Origin of the sequence: Permianibacter fluminis (genome assembly GCF_013179735.1) — a bacterium.
Taxonomy (GTDB): domain Bacteria; phylum Pseudomonadota; class Gammaproteobacteria; order Enterobacterales; family Permianibacteraceae; genus Permianibacter; species Permianibacter fluminis.
Window position 1 is genome coordinate 3,411,101 of sequence record NZ_JABMEG010000001.1, and the last position, 19,623, is coordinate 3,430,723.

Sequence of the window (19,623 nt, forward strand, 5' to 3'; positions counted from 1 at the left end):
TTACCGCCGCGGCGCATCCAGCAGCACATGCTGACGGCGTTCGGCGAAAGCGTCGGACAAGACCGGGAACAGCTTGGTCAGCGTCGCGGCATCGAGGACATCGCCATCGGCCTTGCTGAACAGCAAGCCGGTGCGATCACCGACCGGGCTCAATTGGACCAGGTATTCGCCCTGCTCCAGTTCCAGCCGGACCTGATCGTCGCGATCATCGCCAAACAGCCAGTCCCAGAAACCGCCTTCGTCACTTTCTTCAAGCTTGAAGTAATACAGATGCTTGGTGGTGTCCTTGTCTTCCTGAACAAAGCCAAGCCGGCCCAGCACGGCCGGGGTCGCATCCCAAGTGTTGTCGAGCGGCGACTGCGCCAGCAGACCAGTCTGGCCGGCATCGTTCTGCCACAGTTCGACCGTGATGCCAGCGCGCGCCGCCAGTACCCGCTCGCGGGCAGCCTGGCTCTGGGCGTCATCGTAGTAACCGAGGAATTGGTTCAGCATGTCGACGCTGTTGCGCCGGGTCGGGGTCTGCGGCTGCCAATCGGAATCCTCGTCATAGGCTTCAGCGCGGACCGCTTCGGCAATGACCAGCCGCTCGTTCGGCCGCTCACCCGGCTGCACCTTGAACCGGTACTGCCAGCGATAGGACTCGATGGTCTCGCCCATCACCCAGTCGCGGAACCAGCCGATTTCCTCGGTCTGCACCCAACCGGTCAAAATTTCGCCAGTGGCTTCATCGCGGCTTTCCACCGGAATCTGGTTGCTGTCGAGGAAGGCGTTCAAGCGCTGCCAGAGCAAACTGTTGTCGCCAACGATCAGCGCCTGCGGCACGGCTGCATCCTGAATGCCGTTGACGCCGTCACCCGACGACAACACCAACGCCGGCGGATTGACATCGAGCGCATCACCCATTGGCCCGGTCGCACCTTTGGCGCCGAGTTCCGGCACCGGGTATTGATCCTTGGCCTGGAAACCGGTCAGGTTGGCCGGCATCTGCAGCGGCGCGGTTTGCCGGGCTTCGAGGTAATCGTGTTCGGTATCGCGAATCAAACCGTTCTTGCCATACAACCAACCGCAACCGGACAAGGCCAACGCGGCGACAACGGGCAAGGCCCGGACGAAAACATTCATTCAAAGCACTCCGGCGGCCGTCATGGCGGCACGCACGTGGGGTTGATTGGCCGCGGTCAGCGGTAACAAAGGCAGCCTGAGGTGAGCCGAACAGCCATGCAGCTGTGCGACCGCCCATTTGGCCGGGGTTGGACTGGGTTCAACGAAGAGGGTTTCATGCAAGCCCTGCAAAGATGCATCCAATTTGTGCGCCAGCGCGGCATCGCCGGCGACGGCCGCCTTGCACATCGCCGCCATCGCTTTCGGCGCGACATTGCTGGTCACCGAGATGACGCCTTTGCCGCCCTGCAACATGAAATCGCAGGCGGAGGCATCATCGCCAGACAGCAACAGAAAATCCGCCGACACCGCCACCTTGATGGTTTGTAACCGATCCAGCTTGCCGGTGGCTTCCTTGATGCCGGCGATACGCGGCACATTAGCCAGACGGATAACCGTTTCCGGCAACAGATCGCAACCGGTTCGCCCCGGCACGTTATACAGCAAGACGGGCTTGGTCGCTGCAGCGGCAATGGCCGCGAAATGCTGATACAAACCTTCCTGGCTGGGACGGTTGTAATAAGGGGTCACGCACAGCGTCGCGGCAATGGCGAATTTTTCGACAGCCTGGGTCAGCTTGATGGCTTTTGCCGTGCTGCTGCTGCCGGTGCCGGCAATGACCGGAATCCGCGCAGCGGCCTGTTCGACCACAATTTGTACAACGCGTAGCCATTCGTCGTCAGTCAGTGTTGCTGACTCACCGGTTGTGCCCATCGCGACAATGGCGTTTGTGCCCTGCTCGACATGCCAATCGACCAGACGCCGCAGCGACAGCTCGTCAATCGAACCATCGTCAAACATCGGCGTGACCAACGCCACGATGCTGCCCGTCAAAAGACCACCCATCAAAAACCACCCATCGAGGAACGACATCAAACCGCGAAGCGGCCGAACAACATGTGCCGGCCGGTCAAAAAAAGAGCGGCAATGGTACTCGCCGGGCAAGATTATTGACAAGCACGCTTGTCAGCGCCGGAAATATGCGCCATCTTGCCAACAACATCTGATTAAGGTCCGCCATGCAGAATTTGCTTGCTGTCAGTGTGCTGGGACCCTACGCCCCGACGGCGACCACCGACATTGCCCGGCTGGCCGCCGACTGCAACTGCAATATCCTGGATGCCCGCATCACCATGCTCGGCAGTGAAACCGCCATGCTGCTGTTGTTGGCCGGAACCTGGAACGCACTGGCCAAATTCGAGCATGCGTTGCCAGCACTGACCAACCGCCTGCAATTGACGGTGCATATCCGCCGCACCAATGGTCGCGAACCAAATGCACAGGCCCTGCCCTACTCCGTGCAAATCGTCGCGCTCGACAATCCCGGCATTCTCCGCGACATCAGCCAGTTCTTTCTGGACCAAGGTGTCAGCCTGCAGGATATTTATTCCAATACCTACGCGGCGCCACAAACCGGTGCCGCCATGATTGTTTTGAATATCGCATTGAACGTTCCGGGCGAAGTCCACATCAATGCCCTGCGCGACCAATTCCAGTTGCTGTGTGATGACTTGAACCTTGATGGCATCATGGAACCCATCAAGGGTTGATCGGCTCGGCTGATGTAAACATCAGTCGCGGCAAATCAGGTCATTGCCGAGCAATAAAATTTAGTGAGCGCGGCGCTTGCCGTGCAGCAAGCCGCGCGGCACACTTTGTTTAACCGTTGTTCCACCGTGAACAACGTGACGCCAGCAAGCGTCAATAACAAGGGAGAGGCGAATGGCCACAGCTGTGGGCCCCATTGTTGGGAAAAAAGCACCCGATTTCGAACTGCCGGCAACCGGCGACAAAACCATCCGCCTTTCTGCTCTGAAAGGCCAGCAAGTCATCCTCTATTTCTATCCCAAAGACAGTACCCCCGGCTGCACGCTCGAAGGTCAGAACTTCCGCGACAGCCAGAAAAAATTCGACAAAATTGCCACCGTCGTGCTTGGCATTTCCCGCGACAGTCTGCGTTCTCATGAAAACTTCAAGGCCCGTGAGGGTTTTGACTTTGATTTGTTGTCCGACTCGGAGGAAGCCGCCTGCATTGCATACGATGTCATCAAGGAAAAGAACATGTACGGCAAGAAAGTGATGGGCGTTGAGCGCAGCACTTTCCTGATCGACAAAGCCGGCGTGCTGCGGCAGGAATGGCGGAAGGTCAAAGTCGACGGTCACGTCGAAGAAGTATTGGCCGCCGCCACGGCGCTCAGCAAGGGTTGACCCCGTCAGGTGCAGGTCGCGCCGGCGGTGCGACCGACAACGGTGTTGGCCGTTCGCCTTATCATTCTCCGGATCGGGAAGCTGATTGATGGCAAGAGCAAAAATTACCGGCAAACGACTGTTCGTGCTCGATACCAATGTCTTGATGCACGACCCCACTGCGCTGTTCCGTTTCGCGGAACACGACGTCTACATCCCGATGATCGTGCTGGAAGAACTCGATGCGGGTAAGAAAGGTACCTCGGAAACGGCACGCAACGTTCGTCAGGTCAGCCGTTTTCTTGATGATTTGATGGGCCAGCTCAAAGGGGCCGATATTGCCAGCGGTCTGCCGCTGACGCAGATTCCGATGGGTACCGAGTTGTGCAAGAACGGCGGCGGCCGGCTCTACTTTCAGACCAAGGAACTGGAACACGTGCTGCCGGACAGCCTGCCCGGCTCGAAAGCAGACAACACGATTCTGAATGTCGCGATGGCCTTGTCAAAGGCCGAACAGGCGGTGCGTGTCACGCTGGTGTCAAAAGACATCAATCTGCGGATCAAGGCCACCACGCTGGCGATTCACGCCGAAGACTATTTCAACGACCGCGTACTGGACGAGATTGAACAGCTGCACACCGGCATGTTCAAGTTGCCCGACAATTTCTGGGACAAGCACTCCAAGCACATGGACTCCTGGCAGGAAAAAGGCCGGACGTTTTACCGCATCAGCGGCCCGCTGATCAGCCAGTGGTATCCGAATACCTGCGTCTACAAAGAAGACGATGAGTTCGAAGCCATCGTCCGCAAGGTCGACAACAAATCTGCCATCATCGAAACCGCAACCGATTACCGCAACAAAAGCCATAACGTCTGGGGCGTGGTGGCGCGCAATCGCGAGCAAAGTTTTGCCCTGAACCTGCTGATGGATCCGGATATCGATTTTGTTTCACTGCAAGGTTCGGCCGGTACCGGCAAAACGCTGCTGACACTGGCCGCGGCGCTGGAGCAGACCATTGAGCGCGGCCACTACAAGGAAGTGCTGGTCACCCGGGTGACCGTACCGGTCGGCGAAGACATCGGTTTCCTGCCGGGGACCGAAGAAGAAAAAATGACGCCATGGATGGGCGCGCTGATGGACAATCTGGAAGTACTGGCGCCGTCCGATGAGCAAAGTGACTGGGGTCAGGCCGCAACGCAGGATGTGCTGAAACGCTGGGTCAAGGTGCGGTCGCTGAACTTCATGCGGGGCCGGACATTCCTGAACAAGTTTGTCATTCTCGACGAAGCGCAGAACCTGACCCCGAAGCAAATGAAAACCTTGGTCACACGCGCAGGCCCCGGTACCAAGATGGTCTGTCTGGGCAACGTAGCCCAAATCGACACGCCTTATTTGACCGAAACCAGCTCAGGTCTGACCTATGTTGTCGATCGCTTCAAGGAGTGGGAGCACAGCGGCCATATCACACTGAAGCGCGGTGAACGTTCACGGCTGGCCGATCACGCGTCCATCATCCTGTAATTTGCTTGAGCAGAAACCCAAACGGCGCCTTCTGGCGCCGTTTGTTTATGGCAAGTTTTACCTGACAACAAGTTTTACCTGAAAATAAGTATTACCTGACAACAACAGGCTATCGAGCAACATGACAGCGGCACACTGACACCCTTTTCAGTGTTGCCGTCTTGCCGTCAGAGTGCCCGTTGAATCAGAAACCTTAGCGTTTCAGCTTCTTCGCTTTGCGCCAGCAACTGCTGACCCGACAGCCGACACCAGGCCGGAATGTCGCGCAAGGCGCCCGGATCCGTTGCCAGAACTTCCAGCACCTCGCCAACTGAAAGCGCGATCAGCGCTTGCTTGGCCCGCAGCAAGGGCAGCGGGCAGCGCAAACCACGCGCGTCCAGCACACGGGCAACGGGGAACTTTTGCGGATTGCTGACTTCTGACATCGGCCGGTTTGCCAGCAGCAAGTACATTGCCTGAACTGGCGCTGCTCCCTACAATGAATTGCTGGCCATTGTAGCGAATTTTGCCCTGCCCGGCCGATTACGACCGCGCCGCTGAACCCTGCGCCACTGAACCCGGCGTTGCTGAATTGAATGTGTGCCACGTAGCCGAGTCAGCCAGAATCGCTACATTCGCTCGTTACACTGACCGGAATCGATGCATGGCCGTGAGCCACAGCAGCCATGAGATCTGAAACACGCATGTCATCAGAACCATTTCACCTTTTCCAACAGGCGCGCACCGTGTTGTCAGAACTACTCCGCTCCCGATTTGCCGCCCTGCTGGCAGCGCTCGCACTGACAACGACAGTTGCGACCGTTGCCTCGGCAGCCAACGATCTGCCGGATATCGGCAGCAGCGTCAGCAAAACCCTGTCACTGACCCAGGAACAGCTGATCGGCGACGATTACATGCGCCAGATCCGGCAATTCGCTCCGATTATTGACGACCCGGAAATCGTCGAATACATCAACGACCTTGGCTTTCGGCTGGTGGCCAGCGCGCCGGACGCTACCGACCGGCAATTCTATTTCTTTGTACTGGCCGATCCGGAACTGAACGCCTTTGCCCTGCCCGGCGGCTATATCGGCGTGCACAGTGCACTGATCCTGATGGCCGACAATGAAAGCGAACTGGCCGGGGTCATGGCGCACGAAACCGCGCACGTGATTCAACGCCATCTCGCCCGTCGGGTTGAGCGTCAGCAGCAATTGTCGCTACCGACATTGGCCGCCATCATTGGTGGCCTGATTATGGCAGCCAACAATCCGCAAGCCGGCATTGCCGCAATGACTGCCGCGCAGGCCGGCGCCACCCAGGTGATGATCAACCACACCCGTGAAAACGAAGCGGAAGCCGATCGTATCGGCATTCAGATTCTGGCCGACGTCAGTCTGGACCCGAACGGTATGGCCAGCTTCTTTGAAAAAATGGCGGCGCAAACCCGCTACATGCAAATGCCGCCGCCGGTCTTGCTGACCCATCCGGTCAGCGAACAGCGGATGGCCGATGCCCGTCTGCGTGCCGCCGAAATGCATCCGCATCCGGTCAGCAATTCGCTGCGCTTTCGCTTGATGCAGGCCAAACTGCGCGATCTGACCCAGACCGATCTGGATCAGCGCGAACGCGAGCAAGTGCAGGCAGAAAAACTGGCAGAAGCCGATCCGGTGGTGCGCTACTCGCGGGCGCTGCTGAGCCTGCGCCGTGGTGAACTCGACACCGCCACCCGCATCGCCAGTCAGTTGATGCAACAGGAACCGAGCAATCTCAGTTATCTGTTGTTGCAGGCCCAGGTGCTGCGGGCGCGACAGAATTTTACCGATGCCGAGCAATTGCTGGGCAAAGCATTGGCCCTGCATCCCAATCACCATGCCCTGACCGTGGCCTACAGCCAGGTGCTGTTGGATCTGGGCAAAGCGGATCGCGCCCGTGAACGACTGCTCGCCTATGTCTCACTGCCCGACACCGAGCCGAATGTCTATCGCCTGCTCGCATCAGCGCAGAATCAGGCCGGCAAAACCGATGAGGTGCATGAAAGTCAGGGGCTGTATTTACAGGCCGTTGGTGATCTGTCCGGTGCCATTCAGCAATTTGAACTGGCCAGGCGCTCGCGCTCCGATGATCCGTATGCCAGCACGCGGATTCAGGCGCGCATCCAGCATCTACAGAACATTCTGCTCGAACGTCGCCGGCGCCGCTGAGGCCGCCAGCACCGCCCTGACTTGCAACAGACTGGGCGCACACAATTGCAGCAAGGCCTGCATCGGTTTGGGCTGTTGCAGCTGGCGACGAAACAGCACCAGCAGCACGCCATGCTTCAACTCCTGCGGATTCAACCAGACCGCCAACAAATCCCGGCATTCTGCCCGCACGATCAAGGCGTCACCGGCGAGCTGCTTGTTAACCTCGGCGCCGTGCCAGGCGGCCGCGCTTGCCAACTGTTGCTGCAACGATGACGAGAGCAGCAGCGTTTCACTGGCAACAAACCTGTCGCGATGCCAGTGACAACGGATATGCACTGACGCCGCCAGCGGATTGTCGAGCAGCAGCACCTCATCGGCACTGAGCGTGGTCGCCAATTGCTGCACAATCGCCAGCATACGCGCGTTCGGTTCGGCCAAGGCCATGGCCGCAGCCAGCGCCGGCAAGGCGCGTTGATCCAACTGCTGCTCGGTGATATCGATAACGGTACCGGCGAGTCGCTCAGGTTTGCCATCGGCCGCGCGAAACAGCCAGCCGCGCCCTTCCAGCCAACGCAATTGCCCGTCGCCAAGCCGTATCCGATGCTGCACGGTAAAGGATTGCGCGCCATGCTCAAGCACGCTGGCAATGGCCTGCTCAACCAAGGCCCGATCGTCAGTCGGCAGCAGCGCCATATAGGATTCAAAACGGCCATCGAAGCCGCCTTCGGCCAGACCGAACATGCGTTCGATATTGCCGCTCCAGAGCACCCGGTTGGTCGCGAGCTGCCACTCCCATAAGCCGTAGCCGCCGGCGCTCATGGTCAGCTGCAAATGCTGCTCGGTACGCCGCAGCAATTGCAATTGGTTCTTGCTGGCCACGACCCATTCCAGTTGTAGCATTGCCGCCGTCAGCAGCTGCAACAAACCCGAATCTTCCCGCCGCCGTTCGCGACTGAAAAACTCCAGAACATAATGAATCTCGCCATCCTGGCGCAGTGGCAGGGCTACACCGAGATGCAGGCCGGCGCGCTCGGCGTCGGGGGCTCTCGGGAAATTGCTTTCCAGCGTGATATCGCGCAACCAGAGCGCTTTACCGGACTGCCAGACCCGTCCCGGTAAACCGCGGCCGCGCATGAAAGCAAACCGGCGACTGGCCTCATGAAACGTCGCCAGCGTGGATTCGGTACTGAACCAGAGATCCGTGCAACCGAATGCTTCGCCTTCTGGACTCAGCGCCCACACCTGCGCCATCTGCCAGCCGGTCGCCTCGCAAATGCGCTGCAGCGCCAGCTGCAATGCCGCATCAACATCGGGACAGTGGGCGACATCCTGACTCAGGCTCTGCAGCAATTGCTGGCGCGTTTCTGCCAACCGCAATTCGGTGACATCAACCAAACTGAGCAGCGCCAGATGGCCGAGCTCCTGGACGGGGAAGCCCGCATTCAGATGCACATTGCGGCTAACGCCATTGCTGTCGTTCAGCACCAGCTCGGCACTGAACCGTGGCCGGCGCTCTTGCATGGCTTGCAGCAATTCCGCCAGGACTTTCTTGGCCGTTTGGTCGGCAAAAACCCGGCCAGCGACCAGCTGCAAGTCCCGCGGCTCACGCAAACCGAGCAATTGCTTTGCTTCCGGATTGGCGGCCACCAAACGCAGTCGTGCCAACGCCTGCGGCGCCAGTGTCGGATCCGCGGCGAATGCCGATGCCAGATCCTGAATGCCCCGCTGCTGCCACTCCTGCAACAACCGCTGCACGTCACTGTCATCGAACTCGATCAACGCAACATTCGTGCGCTGAAACATGCTGCGAAACCGCAGCTCGCTTTCGCGGCTGGTGCGCAGCGCTCGCGTCAACGTCGCCAGCTGACGCCGAACCAGTAAAAACAGCAGCAGCGCGGTGATGGCAATGAACAGCAAGCCCTTGATGCTCTGCCAGAACGGCAAATCGGCCGCAGGCACCAGTGCCACCAGCAGACGGTCCGACAGCAGAATCCACAGGAAACCGAACAAGAGATAGGCAAGCACGATCCGCAGACTGCCAAGCCAGGCATCCCGACGCCGGCGTGGCGACTGCCGGGGTTCAATTTCGTGGTCTTCAAGAATCAGCATGACGGCTCGACTGCCACATCAGTGAACGGAAAACAGCTCCGTTATCGAGCCTAGCACAGGAGAGAAACGCAGGTATCAGTTTGGCTGGCGCGGGTCGACCAGGTCGTTGCTGTACAGCACCTGGCCTGTCTTGTCGACCACGATGGCCGAGACATCACCCAGCCGATTGATCAGGGCCATGCCATCAGCCGGACCGCGGACAAAGAAAATTTTGGTCAGCGCATCGGCCGTGGTCGAGTTGTTGGCGATGATGGAGACACTCTGACTTTCGGTCGCCGACTTGCCCGTCTTCGGATTCAGGATGTGATGCTGGCGAACGCCGTGCTCATCAATAAAAAACCGCTCGTAATCGCCCGACGTGGAAATGGCCAAATCCACCAGCGGAATGGCCGCCAGCTGCCGCTCCTTGTCGCGTGGATGGCGAATGCCGATGAACCACGGCCGGCCACCGTGATCGCCGAGCACAAAGCTGTCGCCGCCAGCATTGACGAACGCATGCGTCACGCCGTGCGCTTTCAGCAGGGCAATGCCGCTGTCGACGGCGTGGCCTTTGCCAATACCGCCCAAATCCACGCGCACCCCTTCGTGGGCGTAGCGAACAGTGCGTTTTTTGTCGTCGAACACCAGATAGCGATAATTGATACCCGGCAAATGCTCGGCGATGGTTTTGTCATCCGGCTGTTTGCCGGCGCGGTAATCATAGAGATAGCCGACACTGGAAAACGTCACATCAAAGGCGCCGTCGGTCAGCTCGGAAAACCGTACCGCCGTTTTCAGCAGATCAAACATTTCCTGGCTGACCGGCACCGGATGCTTGGCGGCTTCCCGATTCAACTTCGACAGTTCGCTGGTTTCCTTGTACGGACTCATCAGCTCGTCGATGCGGCGCATGTCCTGCTCGACCAGCAGCAACAATTTCTGGCCCTCGACCGGATCGTCATGCCAGAGCTCGACTTTCGCGGTTGTTCCCATCACGGTGTAGTCGTGGCTATACCATTCCGCCTGGGCGGCTTGGGGCGAGCACACCAGCAATGAAAACAGCAACGCTGCCGAAACGGCAGCGTTGCGAGTCAACAGCAAAATATCCGTACGGATCATGTTGGGAAAAAGTCCATCCGATACGTGTCTTTCCACACCCCTACGTTCAATGCGCCGAAATCAATCTGCCGCACTTTCGCCAGCAGTTTACGTTCGAGTTCCGGATCATTGAGCTCGCTCGATACCACTTCAGCGCTGGTGACCTGACCATTTGGCTGGATTTCCAATTTGAAAATTACCTTGCCTTTCAGATCTGGGTTGCTGCGCAGCGCGCGGTTATAGAGCGCGAAAATCGACGCTTTGGCGTTGTCGAATCCCTGCTGGATGTTTTCATCGGAACGACGACCACCGCCCGCTTTGCCAGCATTGGCATCCGGACCATCGGCACTGGCCGGCTTCGAACCGATACCGGTGCCATCGCCACCCATGCCACCAATCCCGGAAACCACCCGCGAGGTGCCGCTACCGGCAATGCCACCGCCGCCACCGCCCTGCTCGACACTGGCACGCGCGGTAACGATACCGCCACTGCCCGCTTTCGCCCGATCGGTAATCAACGCGCGTTGCGGTCCCGGTGCATCACCAGGTCCAGCGGCCAGCGTCGCTTGTGCCAACGGTTTGCCGGGGCGCGCCGCCGGCGCCGCTTCGCTGCGCAAATCGGCCAGCGCGTCAAACACGGCAATCGCTTTCTTGGCCTTTTCTTTCGCAACACTCGGACCCGGCGGCTTGCCATCAGCAATTTCGCTCGGTACCGGCTTGGCTTTTTCAGTCGGAGGCGGCTCGACTTTGGCGACCTCCGCCGGTTTTTCCTCAACCGGTTTCGGCTCCTCGACTTTCGGCAGCTCAACCGGCGGCGGTGGTGGCAGTTCTTTCTTCTCCACCACCAATTTCACCAACCGGTCTGGCACGACTGGCTTGATAACCCGTGGTGCTGGCGGCAGCTTGATCATAGTGATCACAACACTGACCACAAACAGGAACAGAACCATGATCAGCAAAATGCGCCGGAACCGGTGTTCTTCTTCCGGGATCCGGTCCCACGGCAAAATCGGCGATAAACGCATCGTATTGGCCATGTGCTTAATCCTTCTTCAGCACGGCCAGCGAGATGTCGGTGTATTGCGCATCAGCCAGGGTGTACATGATCTTTTTCAGCAAGCGATAAGGAATTTCCTTGTCGCCCATTATCAGCGCGGGATTTTTTTCATCGGCGCCAGCGGCCACCATCCGGTTTTGCTGCTGCAGCATCAATTCGGTTTTCAATGCCGGCAGCAAATCATCCTCACTCTTCTCGGCGGCGCCGGCCTTCATGATGGCGCGGCCCTGGACGATGATGTCATCCTTGCTGACCATCACGACCAACGCATCCGGCGGCAATTTCTCCGACAGCGACTGTGGCAATTTGATCGAGTCAGTGGCCGGTAACTGCTGTTCAATCCCCTGATTGACCAGCAGGAAGAACACCAGAATGGTGAACACATCCATCATCGAGGTCAGGCTGAGCGATCCCTGCTTGAAGCGCTTGTGGTGACGCTGCATACGCTTGGAACGATGAGAGGCTTTCATGGTGTCACGCCTCCTGCTGTTGGCTGACGCGGATCAGCCACGGCATTGCCCATCGCAATTTCGGGAAACAGTTCGGCCTGCAACCAATCATTGCCCTGCCGAACCTGATACATGCGGACGGCGTCCATGGTCTGCACGATATCGTCATAAGGCGTTTGGTCTTCAGCGAGCAGAGTCGCTTCCAGCAACGCCGGGAAACGCGCCTTGACCTCTTGCAAATAGCTATTGAGGCCGGCGAAATCGTGTTTGCCATCCACTTTAGGCAACTCTTTCATGAGTCCGCTGTTGCGGTCACCCACTTCAATTTGATCAGGGCGCAACGTGATTTCGAGCACCAGAGGCGGTGCCTGAACATCCGTTGGCGCCGCGCCACCACCCGGCAATGACATGTCGAGAATGGTGATGCGCGAAAACACCGCCGTCGCCAGCAGAAATGGCACCAATACCACCATCAGGTTCATGAACGACGTCATGTCCAGATCGGTACTGCCCTGCGGCTGGCGGCTTTTACGCCGGTTAAACATTACAGCGCTCCTTTCGGCTCGGGACGCAATGGCCACGGTCGGCACTCAGGCCGGGCTGGCAATTGCTCATGGCTAGGCCGAGGCAACATGTCCGCACTCGTTCAGGCCCGCGGGGCCGCAGCTTGGGCACGGGCAGCGGCAGCAGCTTCCCGATCGGTTTGCGCTTTGCGCACCAGGTTGGCGAATTTCACCGAGGCCATTTCGAGGCTGTCGACAATTTCCGAGGTTTGCGACTGCAGATAGGTGAACAGCATCAGCAAAGGAATCGCCGCCACCAGACCGAACGCGGTGGTGTTCATCGCGACCGCAATCGACGACGACAGCAGATTGGCTTTCTCGGCCGGGTTGGCGTTGGCGATTGCAGCGAACGCATCAATCAGACCGACAATGGTACCGAGCAAGCCCAGCAACGTTGCGATGTTGGCGAACATGGAAATGTAGCCCGTGCGCTTTTCCAGGCGCGGCATGATTTCCATCAGACCTTCTTCCAGCGCCATTTCCAGATCTTCAGCACGGCGAACCTGACCAACCCGCTGCAAACCATACGCCACCATGCGACCGAGCGCGGCGGACGATTGGCTGGCGATGTCATGGGCCTTGCGGAAATCGCCGGCATTCAGCGCCGGCTGCAGCGCAGCCCAGACCGACTGGTTACGGGTCCGTTCACGGAACAGGTAAATGAAACGCTCAATGGCGATCACAATCCCGACCGTCATCACCAGAGCGATGGGATACATCCAGAAACCGCCGTCTTGGAAAAACTTGATCAAACCGCTCATGTTGTTGTCCTCGTTACGACAAATCGATACCGAAAAGAAATGGGGAATTACTTGGTCGCCGCCGCAGCGGCACTGTCTGCTTGCTGGCGCTGCTCGAACTGTTGCACGCCACGCTCAAATACCACCGGATCAACCGGTGAAAACACTTCGTCCATCAAACCGCTTACATAGGGTTCCGCCGGAACGGCATCCAACGTCTTCCATGGCACGATGTACAGCACTTTAGGGGCTTCCTGAGTGCCGGTAACGCTCATGCCCAGCGCAGAACGATCGGCCGGTTTGGCGGTGTTCTTGTCAACTGACATCTTGTCCGCGGCCTTCTTGTCAGCAGCTGCCACCGGCTTGTTCGTCGCGTCGGCAGCAAACACCGGGCTCGCCAGTAAAAATATCGCGCCAGCCAGACTCAGCATCAGGTGCTTCATTGGCCACCTCCGGCCGGTTTCGCCTGTGCCCGGCGACGCAACTCACTGACCCAGCTGTTGACCTGTTTGTCGTCGCCAACCAGTGCGGCGTAGCGTTCCATATGCTGCAGCGCCAACACGGGATCGTCCAGATACAGATCCGCCAATACCGCCAGATTGCGATGCGCCGGCGCATAGCTCTCGTCGGCCTTTATTGCCGCGAGATACGCCGCTTTGGCGTCGGCAATTTTGCCTTGTTCGCGCAGCACGACTCCTTTCAGGGTCAACGCCCGCGCTTCATTCGGCCGTTGCTTCAAGGCGCTTTCAATCAGCGCCAATGCTTCATCGAGTTTCTTTTGTTCGCGTTTGATCAGCGCCGCATTGAGCCACGCTGACACATGCTGCGGCGCCGCCTGTTGCACGGCCGTGTATTTGGCCAGCGCCTTGTCTTTCTGGCCGGCCATCAGCAGTTGGGCTGCGGCGTCCATTTCCTGCTGCAAGGCTGGCGGCAGCACAGGCGCCGGTGCGACCGGCGCTGCGGAGGCAACCGGCGCCTTGCCGTCACCGGCATTCGCAGGCGAAACCACGGCTTGTACTGCTACCGGCGCAGGTGGCGCGGTCAGCCCTTGATCGGGAGTCTGCTCCGGCGATTGACTGGCGCAACCGGCCAGCAGCGCGCCGCAAACCGCCAGCGGAACCAGCTTAATAAGAGCTTTCGACATCTTCGGTCTTACCATAACGGGCGGGTTGCAATTCACGCAGTGCAGCCAAACTGCGTTCGGTCCATTCGTTGTAAACGCCGTCGCGAACGTAGCCAAGGTTGGCACTGAAAAACTCGATGGCTTTGTCTTCGAACGGCAGCGCCTGCTCTTCCAGCAGTACGTTGTACTCTTCCAGCGCATCCGAATCGAGCCCTTTTGGCCGCTCGGAACTCATCAGCGCCTTGGCCAGTGACCGGTATATTTCGCCAATTCGGTGCGTCGCTGCGGTGGTGTATTCCGCGACTGCATAAGCGTTGATTTGCTCATAGGTTTTCAGCGCGGTCTGCATGGCTTGACGCTTGGCCTTCAAGGTTTTGTCGAGCGGCAGTTTCAGCGCCAGCTTTTGATATGCGTCGTAGCTTGGCTCAGCCAGCACAAACGCCGCCTGCGCGACCAGATACAACTGACGCGGCGTCTTGCTGGATTTGTCCGACTCGTGAGCCTTGACCAACTCCCGGCGCCAGCGATCAGCTTCACCGGCGTTGCCGTTACCGTCGTAATAGCCGATCAGTTTGGCCCGCGCTTCCTGCGCTTCTGTGAACGGTTGCGGGAAGCGCTTCAGATAATCTTGCCAAGTTGCCATGGCCGCCGCTTTGTCGCCGGCCTTGTCCTGAAACTCGGCAGCACGCAGCAGCGCGTCGCGGGCAAAGGTCGGATCCGTACTGGACTTGCTCAGGCCGGCATATTCGGTCGCAGCCGCGCCCCAGTTCTGCGATTGCTCGTAGGCGTAAGCGAGCTTTTCGCCAACCCCGGCGGCCAAGGCATGCTTGGCAAACTGGCGACGGAATTGCTCCAGCACGGCGATCGCACCGGTCCAGTCGGACAATTCCAGCAACAGCGCTGCGGCGTCATATTCAGCGTTAGCGCGAACCGGCGATTGCGGTTCGATTTGACCCAGTCGCAGGAAGTGATTGACCGCGGCGCGCTTGTCAGCTTGCTGCAACGCGGGGTCGGTTTGTTTCTGCGCCGACTGCACGGCAGCCTCGCCTTGTTTGTAGATCGCCTGGCTGCGCCGCTCATGAAATTGCGCGATGGCCTTGGCATCGAAGCCCGGTGCCCGCAGCGCATCGGTATAGCCCTGCTCGGCGGCAACATAACGGCCCAGATCGAACTCGCCGTTGGCAATCACCGTACGCGCTTCGCGCTGCTGCTCGGCACTCGCCTGCTCCATGATCAACAGTTGCCGGGCACTGGTCACGGCACCGGCTAGATCGTTGCCAGCCAATTGCCAGTTGATCACTTGCGCCAGCACGGTCGGCGCCTTGCTGTTGCTCGCGAAGGCTTCCGAATAACGCAGGCCGGCGCGTACGCCTTCTTTTTGCCAGCGTGCTACCGCAACCGGATCCGGTTGCGCACCTTTGACCGGCTTGCCTTTTTCATCCTGTGCTGCCGCCACCCGCAGCAAATGCGAGTAGCTGACCAGCGCCGCATAACCGGCCGCTTCGCTCTTGGCATGAGCCGGGTAGTCGTACGCCACCTTCTCGAATTCCGGACCCGCTTCGGCGGGCGCATTGGCGTCGTACAACGCCTCGGCGAGCAGGAAATGAAGTTCCGGCGTTTCCGGTTCTTTCGGGAAGGTTTCGATGTATTCGCGATACCAGCGCGACGTGGTGCGGTAATCCGCCGGCACTTTGCTCTGCTGTGCCAGCGCATGGTAGTGCGTGGCAACGTCGCGAATATGGTTCTTCAACTGCGGCAGCAATTGCTCGCGGGCCGGACCACGCGCCCGAGCCCAAAACTCGCTGCGGCGACCATAACGCTCGGCAAAGTCTTCCTTGGCCGGCAACACCAGCGTCGGGAAACCGCCTTTTTGATAGGTTTCGATAATCGCGGTCGAGAAACTCGGCGCCTCATCGTGCAGCGGCCGCTGCACGATAAACATGTTGTAGGTATCGGCGGCATCTTTGTACCGCTCCTGCGACAAATACAGATTGGCCAGCGCCCGGTAGATATCCGGCTCATACGGTTTCTCGCCGGCTTTGGCGAACCAGTCGCGGACACTGCCCGGGCCTTCCAGATTCGAGAACGCCAGCGCAATCACCCGCTCGGTGTCGCCGCGCAAATCGCGCACCTGAACATCGCGATCATCGAGCTTGCGCAAGCGTTCGACCAGCGGCATGAAATCATCGAGCGCCAGATCAAAATCATTGCGCTTGTACCGAGTCCAGCCACGCTTGTAGCGCGCCTGATAAGCAAACGCATTGTTGTCACCAGCGGCCAGCACGGCGGTGTACGCCGCTTCGGCATCAGCCCAATTGCGGGCAATGAACGCCGCCTCGCCGCGCCGGAACTGCGCTTCAGCCGCCTGGACGTTGCCCGGATATTCCTTGGCAAGCAGCGCCAAGGCCTCCAGCGAGGCATCACGCTCCGCCAGCAAGTCGTGCGCTTTGGCCAATTGGTAATAGACACCGGCCTTGTCCTGATAGTCCGGAAACTCCTGCAGAATCTGCCGGTACAAAGCGATTGATTTTTCGAAGCTGGCATCGCGCTCACCAGCTGTCAATTTGCTGGTGTCGCCATCGGCTTCGGCAAGAATTTTCGCTTCGGCCTGACGCAAGGTCAGATCGGCCAGACGGCGCAAGGCTTCCGATTTCACTTTGCCCTGTGCCTGCTGCTCGAGCAGACGCTGATAACTGCGCTTGGCTTCGTCACTGGAAACTTTGGGCAGCGGCGCCGCGGCCGGCAAGCGTTCCCGCGGCGGCAGCGACGCCAACGTCGGTTCCTGCGGACCTTCGTCTTCTTCCGGATTACTGGCGCAACCGGCTGTTACCAACAGAGTCAGCAAGGCGGTTGCCGCCAGCGCCACGCGCCCGTTCGGCAGGGACAGCTTTTTCATAGATACCCACAATGGCAGCGAACTCACGGTGCGCCCCCGTTGCCGAGGCTGGCACGATCCTGCAGACGCGCCAGAGCCAGTTGTGCTTGCAAGCGATATTCTTCCAGTTGTTTGCGCCAGCGCAGCAATTCATTACTGGCTTGGCTGTTCATCCGTTCGGCTTCTTTTGCCATCAGGGCTTCGGCCCGTTGCAGCAACTTGCCGGCACCGCCTTGCTGGCGGGCGATCCGATCACCGAACTGACTGAACCGGTTGGCGGCAACTTCACGTGCCGCCAGCAGATGCGCGCGGCGCTCATCGAGTTCGCGCAGAGCAGTTTCGGCATCGCGTTGGGCCCGGCGCTGCTGCCATTGCCGATCGGCACTGTCATGGACGATGTCAAACAACTGGGTGCCTGCCAGCAAGCGCAGGCGATCTTTTTCCCGCTGCATCGGGCCGCGAACCGCCGTAATCTTGTCCAGCTTGGCTTTGGCGCGATCCAGCCGTTGCAGTGAAGCGCGCTCTTTTTCGTTGGCCAGCAAACGCCAGTTATCGAGCTGCTGCGCCGCTTCCACTTGTGCGCTGGCAGCCGACAGCCGGCCGCCGTAACCGGCCATATCCAGTTTGGCCAGAGCCGACTCCACCGTCGGCGCCCGCTCGGCGTAACGCTGCTGATGATTGCGCAGCATTTCGTCATAGATCGGCAGCGACCGCTTCCACTTGGCCAGCACCTCGCGCAGCTGCATCAAATCGCGATAGCGGCGCAGGCCTTCGTTGAAATCATGACTGGTCAAAACCTTGCCAAGATACAACTCGTCGCCGCGGCCTTGCGAGCGCAACAGCTCGACCGCATCAGCATCGGTCAGCACCGGCAGCAACTCGGTCAAGCTGCCGGCCTTGATTGCCGCCAGCGCCGTATCGAGCTTCTGCAATTCCGCTTCGTAGGCACTCAGTGCCGATTGATAACCGGCGAGCGCATCCGGCAAAGCCTGCACCGACTGGTAGGCAAACGGCACGGCCAACCGCGCTTCCTGCACCGACAGATCTGCCGGTTGGCGATCGAGCAATTCCAGCCATGGCGTCAGCGCCTGGGCATACAAACCGTTTTGGGCGTAGGACCAACCAAGACCCAGCAGCGCCGAATTGGAGTACGGTCCCTGCAGACGAACCTGCATCAATTGCGTCCGCGCTTCGGCCGGCATTTGCTGGCGCAGTTGCGCGTAACCGAGCGCCAGATAGGTGCGGTCACGCAGGCTGCGGGCAATCGGATCGCGGGCCGGTTTGGCCAACAATTTGGCAAAGGTTTCGCGGGCGGCATCGTTCTGCTTTTGCTGCAGCTGGGCGACACCCAAGTTGAACAAACCATAGCGATAGGCATCGCCATCGGCGGTGACCGTGGCGAGCGCCGTTGCCGCGCCGGCACCATCACCTCGCGACAACAACATGTTGGCGCGCATCAGCGCGACTTCATCACGCAAGGCCGCATCGGCGAGCGGCGGCAAGGCATCGAGCCGACGCAGGCTGCCATCGATATCATTGGCGCGGTAACGGACCTTGGCCAGATTGACCAGCACTTGCTCGCGCACCGCTGCGGGCAGCACATCTTTCAGCGCCCCGGTCAGCACCAGTTCGGATTCATTGAGCATGCCGTACTGCAATTGCAGGCTGCCGAGCATGGCTTTGGCGGCCGCTTCGTGCTCGCCGAGTTGCTTGCGATCATCGGCAACCATCAGTGCGGTCAGTGCGGCAAACGGATCTTTGCGATAGTGCTCGTACAGTGCGTTGCCGAACGGCAAGGAATGCACCGTCATTGGCGCACGCCAGTCAAAATTGGCCGGTGCCGGTGTCGTTGAGCTGGCCGCGGGTTCATCCGCTGCATGAGCCGTGGTTGCGGTGGCGGTTACGGTGGCAATTGCCGCGGGCACGCCCGCCAGCAACGCCAGCAGCGCTGGCCGGGCCAGCGCGAGAGTCAGGCGCTTTACCATTCGCGGACGGTGAAATCGGCTTGTTGCTTGGCGGCGTCGTCGCTGATGCGTAGCTCGACAAATTTGGCGCCGGTCTCTTTCAGGAAACGCAGGGACGTTGCCCGGGTGAATTCGCGTTTTTCCGGACCGTAGCCGGTAAACACCGCGACCAACTCGTGTTCGCCCCCGGTCAGGTTGCCGACATAGAGACGATGGGTACCGCCACGGCGCAGGGCATCGAGATCACGTTCGGTATAAAGGTAGTGGCTCAGTTCATCGCCATCGATGCTGAGCTTGACGGCATCAGGCCGAAAATATTTGCCGACATCCAGCGAGACAAAGACCGCGACCTGGGTTGAGGCCGGGAACAGCAGATCTTCTTCCAGAATGAACAAGTCGCGATTCAGTTCGAGCACTTCTTTCTTGAGCGCTTCCAACTCATCGGTTGCGGTGGCGGCGGCATCCTGGGCCTGAGCCGTGCCGACCGAGACTACACAAGCCAGCAACACGCCAGCCAAACAGGCAAACCACTTGTACACGCCGCTTCTCCTTGGCCCGCGCATGCTTCACGATGCGGGCGCCATGCTGACCGCAGATTATCACCTCGCGCGGACCTTGTCGGCCGGACTTG

General features: G+C 59.4%; 18 protein-coding genes. 4 read left to right on the forward strand and 14 right to left on the reverse strand.

Annotated elements, in window-relative coordinates; translation table 11 throughout:
- Complete coding sequence (gene bamC, locus HPT27_RS14955; protein ID WP_172244847.1) at window positions 1-1,122, reverse strand: outer membrane protein assembly factor BamC; 1,122 nt, start codon at window positions 1,120-1,122, stop codon at window positions 1-3.
- Window positions 1,123-2,007: a 4-hydroxy-tetrahydrodipicolinate synthase gene (dapA, locus tag HPT27_RS14960; RefSeq protein ID WP_172244848.1), complete on the reverse strand. Its 885-nt coding sequence runs from the start codon at window positions 2,005-2,007 to the stop codon at window positions 1,123-1,125.
- Between the two features lie 173 nt (window positions 2,008-2,180).
- Between dapA and HPT27_RS14965 the strand changes: the two genes are divergently transcribed.
- From HPT27_RS14965 to HPT27_RS14975, 3 genes are all read left to right on the forward strand, one after another.
- Window positions 2,181-2,711 (forward strand): glycine cleavage system protein R, encoded by a 531-nt coding sequence (locus HPT27_RS14965; protein WP_172244849.1) that lies wholly within the window; start codon window positions 2,181-2,183, stop codon window positions 2,709-2,711.
- A 172-nt stretch (window positions 2,712-2,883) separates the two neighbouring features.
- Complete coding sequence (locus HPT27_RS14970; RefSeq protein WP_172244850.1) at window positions 2,884-3,369, forward strand: peroxiredoxin; 486 nt, start codon at window positions 2,884-2,886, stop codon at window positions 3,367-3,369.
- Between the two features lie 88 nt (window positions 3,370-3,457).
- Complete coding sequence (locus HPT27_RS14975; RefSeq protein ID WP_172244851.1) at window positions 3,458-4,870, forward strand: PhoH family protein; 1,413 nt, start codon at window positions 3,458-3,460, stop codon at window positions 4,868-4,870.
- 167 nt (window positions 4,871-5,037) lie between these two features.
- Here the strand turns inward: HPT27_RS14975 and HPT27_RS14980 are convergent, their stop codons facing one another.
- Window positions 5,038-5,295 (reverse strand): sulfurtransferase TusA family protein, encoded by a 258-nt coding sequence (locus HPT27_RS14980; protein ID WP_172244852.1) that lies wholly within the window; start codon window positions 5,293-5,295, stop codon window positions 5,038-5,040.
- A gap of 300 nt (window positions 5,296-5,595) precedes the next feature.
- On the opposite strand from HPT27_RS14980, the gene HPT27_RS14985 reads away from it, so the two are divergent.
- On the forward strand, window positions 5,596-7,053 hold the full coding sequence (locus tag HPT27_RS14985) for a beta-barrel assembly-enhancing protease (protein WP_172244853.1): 1,458 nt from the start codon (window positions 5,596-5,598) through the stop codon (window positions 7,051-7,053).
- Here HPT27_RS14985 and HPT27_RS14990 read toward each other — a convergent pair.
- From HPT27_RS14990 to HPT27_RS15040, 11 genes are all read right to left on the reverse strand, one after another.
- Window positions 7,015-9,144 (reverse strand): PAS domain-containing protein, encoded by a 2,130-nt coding sequence (locus HPT27_RS14990; RefSeq protein WP_172244854.1) that lies wholly within the window; start codon window positions 9,142-9,144, stop codon window positions 7,015-7,017. The two genes, HPT27_RS14985 and HPT27_RS14990, sit on opposite strands and share 39 nt — an antisense overlap.
- Window positions 9,145-9,219: 75 nt before the next feature.
- Window positions 9,220-10,242, reverse strand: a complete 1,023-nt coding sequence (locus HPT27_RS14995) for an FAD:protein FMN transferase (protein ID WP_172244855.1) — start codon at window positions 10,240-10,242, stop codon at window positions 9,220-9,222.
- A complete protein-coding gene (locus HPT27_RS19520) occupies window positions 10,239-11,258 on the reverse strand; it encodes an AgmX/PglI C-terminal domain-containing protein (RefSeq protein WP_172244857.1) in 1,020 nt (339 codons plus the stop codon). The genes HPT27_RS14995 and HPT27_RS19520 overlap by 4 nt, the downstream gene beginning before the upstream one ends.
- A 4-nt stretch (window positions 11,259-11,262) precedes the next feature.
- Entirely contained in the window at window positions 11,263-11,748 is a 486-nt protein-coding gene (locus tag HPT27_RS15005) for an ExbD/TolR family protein (protein WP_172244859.1), read from the reverse strand.
- On the reverse strand, window positions 11,745-12,272 hold the full coding sequence (locus HPT27_RS15010; RefSeq protein ID WP_172244861.1) for an ExbD/TolR family protein: 528 nt from the start codon (window positions 12,270-12,272) through the stop codon (window positions 11,745-11,747). The genes HPT27_RS15005 and HPT27_RS15010 overlap by 4 nt, the downstream gene beginning before the upstream one ends.
- A 101-nt stretch (window positions 12,273-12,373) precedes the next feature.
- On the reverse strand, window positions 12,374-13,051 hold the full coding sequence (locus HPT27_RS15015; RefSeq protein WP_172244863.1) for a MotA/TolQ/ExbB proton channel family protein: 678 nt from the start codon (window positions 13,049-13,051) through the stop codon (window positions 12,374-12,376).
- Window positions 13,052-13,098: 47 nt separating this feature from the next.
- Window positions 13,099-13,473, reverse strand: coding sequence for a hypothetical protein (locus HPT27_RS15020; RefSeq protein ID WP_172244865.1), 375 nt, complete (start codon window positions 13,471-13,473; stop codon window positions 13,099-13,101).
- Entirely contained in the window at window positions 13,470-14,174 is a 705-nt protein-coding gene (locus HPT27_RS15025; RefSeq protein WP_172244867.1) for a tetratricopeptide repeat protein, read from the reverse strand. The genes HPT27_RS15020 and HPT27_RS15025 overlap by 4 nt, the downstream gene beginning before the upstream one ends.
- A complete protein-coding gene (locus HPT27_RS15030) occupies window positions 14,155-17,049 on the reverse strand; it encodes a tetratricopeptide repeat protein (RefSeq protein ID WP_172244869.1) in 2,895 nt (964 codons plus the stop codon). Before HPT27_RS15030 ends, HPT27_RS15025 begins: the two co-directional genes overlap by 20 nt.
- Before the next feature lie 23 nt (window positions 17,050-17,072).
- Window positions 17,073-19,013, reverse strand: a complete 1,941-nt coding sequence (locus HPT27_RS15035; RefSeq protein ID WP_172244871.1) for a tetratricopeptide repeat protein — start codon at window positions 19,011-19,013, stop codon at window positions 17,073-17,075.
- On the reverse strand, window positions 19,007-19,531 hold the full coding sequence (locus HPT27_RS15040) for an AraC family transcriptional regulator (protein ID WP_211197981.1): 525 nt from the start codon (window positions 19,529-19,531) through the stop codon (window positions 19,007-19,009). The genes HPT27_RS15035 and HPT27_RS15040 overlap by 7 nt, the downstream gene beginning before the upstream one ends.
- Between the last annotated feature and the right edge of the window lie 92 nt (window positions 19,532-19,623).